This is a genomic window from Paenisporosarcina sp. P4_E4_2, assembly GCF_056401595.1.
Map to the genome: position 1 here is coordinate 1 of NZ_JBFUJC010000270.1, position 4233 is coordinate 4233.

At 36.8% G+C, this 4233-nt stretch carries 1 protein-coding gene; it reads left to right on the plus strand.

Going from position 1 to position 4233, the window contains the following annotated elements; all coding sequences use genetic code 11:
- Positions 1–114: 114 nt before the first annotated feature.
- A partial coding sequence (locus tag AC1DSB_RS15180; RefSeq protein WP_477587023.1) for a S8 family serine peptidase occupies positions 115–4233 on the plus strand: 4119 nt, incomplete at its 3' end.

Consider the following 4233-nt stretch of genomic DNA (forward strand, 5'->3'; position numbering starts at 1 on the left):
AGGGGAGAGGTTTAATGAGGAAAAGGAGAAACAAAAAAATTATTATTAGAATCATTGTTTCGTAAATCATTGCACTACATATTTAATAAAAAGACAGAGACTTGGAGGAAGAAAATGGGGAAAAAAGCAAACAACAAAAGTAAGGTTTTAAAAAGCTTAGCGGTATTTGCTCTATCATCTAGCTTTATTTTAGGTTCTATTGTACAAGTACCAACTACTGCGAAAGCGGTTAGTTATTCGAGTATAGAAAATTTACTTGCTAATTTAACACCAGAACAAAGAGCTGCACTTAACCAGATGACTACAAATGAATCAACAGGTCTTCAAATTTCTTCAGATACAGATTTAAATTCTACGAAACAGACTTCTGTCATTATAGAGTTTGTGAATAAGCCTGCCAGAGTCGCACAAATTCAAGCAAGTGTAGAGGGAAAACAATTATCTGCGGAAGATGCATCAAATTTAGTTGATAAAGATCATGCTACTTTCAAAACAGATGTCCAACAATTATTTTCAGAGGATAATAATAAAAAGGTAGAATTTAAAATTGATCGTTCCTTTAAAAATGCATTTAATGGTGTTTCAATTAGTCTCCCAGCAAATCAAATTCAAAACCTATTAAAATCAAAAGTAGTAAAATCAGTTTGGAGCAACGAAACATTTACAATAGACCCACCTGCCGCTGATAGCGAACTATTAAAAGTGGATGAAGCAAATGTGCCGAATTATGCGCCTTATGATGGACTAGATCGTCTACATGCAGAAGGCTTTACTGGCAAAGGAATTAAAGTCGGGATACTTGATACAGGAATGGATTACAACCATCCTGACTTAAAGGATGCCTATAAAGGCGGATTTGATTTTGTCGATGATGATAATGATCCAATGGAAACAACTTATGCCGATTGGAAAAAATCAGGTAAACCAGAAATAGGTAGTGGTCGTGCCTACTATACTGAACATGGTACACATGTTGCGGGTATTATTGGCGGCCGAGGTTTAGCTGATAGTGAATATAAAACATTAGGTGCAGCACCAGAAGCTGATCTTTATGCTTATCGTGTACTTGGTGCATATGGGTCAGGTACAACTGATGACATTTTGGCCGGAATCGATCGTGCTGTGAAGGACGGTATGGATGTTATTAATATGTCTTTAGGCAATTCTTTAAATGATCCCCTTTACGCGACTTCCATTGCTGTAAACAATGCCGTTTTAAGTGGGGTAACGACCGTTGTGGCAGCGGGGAATAGTGGAGATAAAATGTATACACTAGGTTCACCTGGAGCTGCGGCATTGGCCCTAACGGTTGGTGCATCTACTGTTGCACTTGATATCTATCAATTTGCTGGTGTACAGAATGGGGTCAATTATTCATTAAGACAGCTAGCAAGAAACTATAAAGATGATTTAACGCAATTAAAAGGAAAAACCTATCAACTTGTTGATGTTGGACTAGGTAGACCTGCTGATTTTAATGGGAAGATTTTAGAGGGTAATATCGCGCTCATTAAGCGGGGCTCGATTGCCTTAATAGATAAAATTAAAAATGCAAAAGCAAAAGGTGCCATTGGGGTACTTATGTATAATGATGAAATAAATAGTGCAGAAGGTTCCATCCAGACATTTTTAGGTGAATCAGTGGATGCAGTTCCTACATTCTCTGTCACAAATACGGAAGGCAAAGCTATCTTAGCTGCCATAAATGCGGGTAAAACAGATCTTACTTTTGGTAACTATACGAAAGTAAAAACGCCTGGAGATGAATTAGCCGCTTTCAGTTCAAGAGGTCCATCACGTGTCAATTATGATATTAAACCAGAGGTAGTAGCACCTGGCGCCGCCATTCTTTCCACTGTTCCATTTTATATAAATGATAAAACAGTCGATGGGACTAAACCAGAGGACTATAAATATGGCTACTCCCGTTTATCTGGTACGTCGATGGCAACGCCTTATGTGGCAGGTGTATCCGCGTTACTATTACAAGCGAACGACAATCTTGAACCAGCAGATATTAAATCTATTTTAATGAATACAGCTGATCCGTTATCAAAAGATTATAGTGTATTTGAAGTCGGTAGTGGTCAAGTGGATGCCTATGAAGCCGTTCACTCAAATGTTGAGATTCAAGTAGATGATCGAACAGCTACTCTTAATAAAAATGAGAAAACAATAAGAGAATTAACTGGTGGATTTAGCTTTGGATCGATTGGGTATGATGACCAGGATATTTCAGAAGTTAGAAATTTTAAGTTAAATAATCGAAGTGAAAAAGCTAAAACATTTAATGTAAATGTGAAATTCCAAACTGGAATAAGAGACTCAAAGAATGCTGCTTTAAATAATGTCACATTAGATGGGCCAACTTCAGTCAATATAGAAGGAAATAGCCAGAGAGTCATCAAATTTAATCTGTCTATTCCAAAAACAGCTGAAAAAGGAACGTATGAGGGATATATCGTATTGACAAATAATGAAGATCCAACGGAAAACTACCAAATTCCATTTGGTGGACGAGTAGTAAACGAAGGAATTGATACATTTTCTATTGTTAATCCTATGTACTCGGGTGATACAGCTTGGCCAGAAAATGCCATTCCTTACCTTGGATTTAGGTTCCAATTAAAGTCACATTTGAGGACTTTAGACGTAGTAATACAAGATGCCAAAACGGGTGAAGATCTTGGATTAGTTGGATCTTACAATGCTCTATTATTGAATGAAAACCAACTATTGACTAATTCTAGTGGATTCGCTGGGGCATACTATCCGTATACAGGTGATAAGAAAAATCCGATTAGCGATCAATTTGTCATTGCCAAAACAGGTCAATACAAATTAAAAATGATTGGTACAAATAATCAAGGGAAAACATTTACTAAAGAAGCCGCTTTCATCTATGAGGTTGGAGCGCCAACGATGACCTCCACCTTTGATTCGTTAGATCAAAAAGTGATTGAATATAATTTAAGTCAGCTTGATTCAAATGGACAATTTTTATATGACTTTAATATCAATGTAAATGATCCTGAAGCGGAAGAGGCAAAGCGCTTAGGTATTCCTGTTGATCAATCAAACAATTCAGTTGTTTCCTTTTACAATGGACCATGGCCATATGATCCAATCTACACTGATAAAAATGGAAATTACAAGGATCAAATCCTTGTCAAACAGCAAGCTGCACCTTTAAAAGTTCAGTTCTATGGAATGGATGCTGCGAGAAACTTTAGTGCAGATGCTACGGCAATGCTACGGGTAGCATTTGTTACTGATACTAGACCCTATTATTATTTAAAAGCAAACAAACAATCGATTTCGACTGGAGATACGGTCAATTATTCGATACGTTCGAATAATATTAAAAACTTAAAAACTGCAAAGATGACGATTCCAGTCATGAAAGACTATGGAGACTTAGGCACCATTAAAAATGTCGTTGTAAATGATGCAGTGAAGCAATTTGGTAATTCAGAAGTAACTGTAACAACCACATCAGATACGTTAAATACGTACTATACGATTACATTTAACTACTTAGGAACTAAGGCTTTACCAGAAGATATGCAGTTGGTAAATTTCGACTTACAAACATCTAACATTTATTCGAAAGGTTCGCCTATAAACTGGTTTGAAAATGAGATGAAAGGAACGACCATAGATCAATCCAATGTCCAAACTAATAATGTTTATACTTATATTGAGACTTTTAAACTGAAACCAACCTACTCAAGGTTATGGGGTTCATTACAATTTGAGGGCATGCTGGATCCTTTAACAGGCGGGCGGAACAACGCATTAGACCACAGAACCATTGGCGCAAATGTTACAGTTACGTCTTATGATGGAAAAACAGTTGTTGACGCTCCTCTTACAAACAAATCTGGTAGTTACGTTGCTGGTGGAATGAAAGCTGATAAAAATCCTTATACAGTGACTCTTGATGTACCCGGCCATTTTACGATTTCTAAGTCTCTAGTGTTATCGTATGACGTTCGAGGTGAAATAATTGGAAGGGACATGAGTTATTTATTATCTCCAGCTAAAGCAGGAGATGTCAATAAAGATAATGTCATTGATGTATTAGATGCAATCGAGCTTCAAAAAAATTGGGGTAAAAATACATCAGGGTCCGACTTGAACTTCGACGGCACAGTTGATAAAAAGGATATGGACTATGTAATTAAAAACTATAGATTACAAAATGACTCTGTTCCAAATGCACCTAAAGCG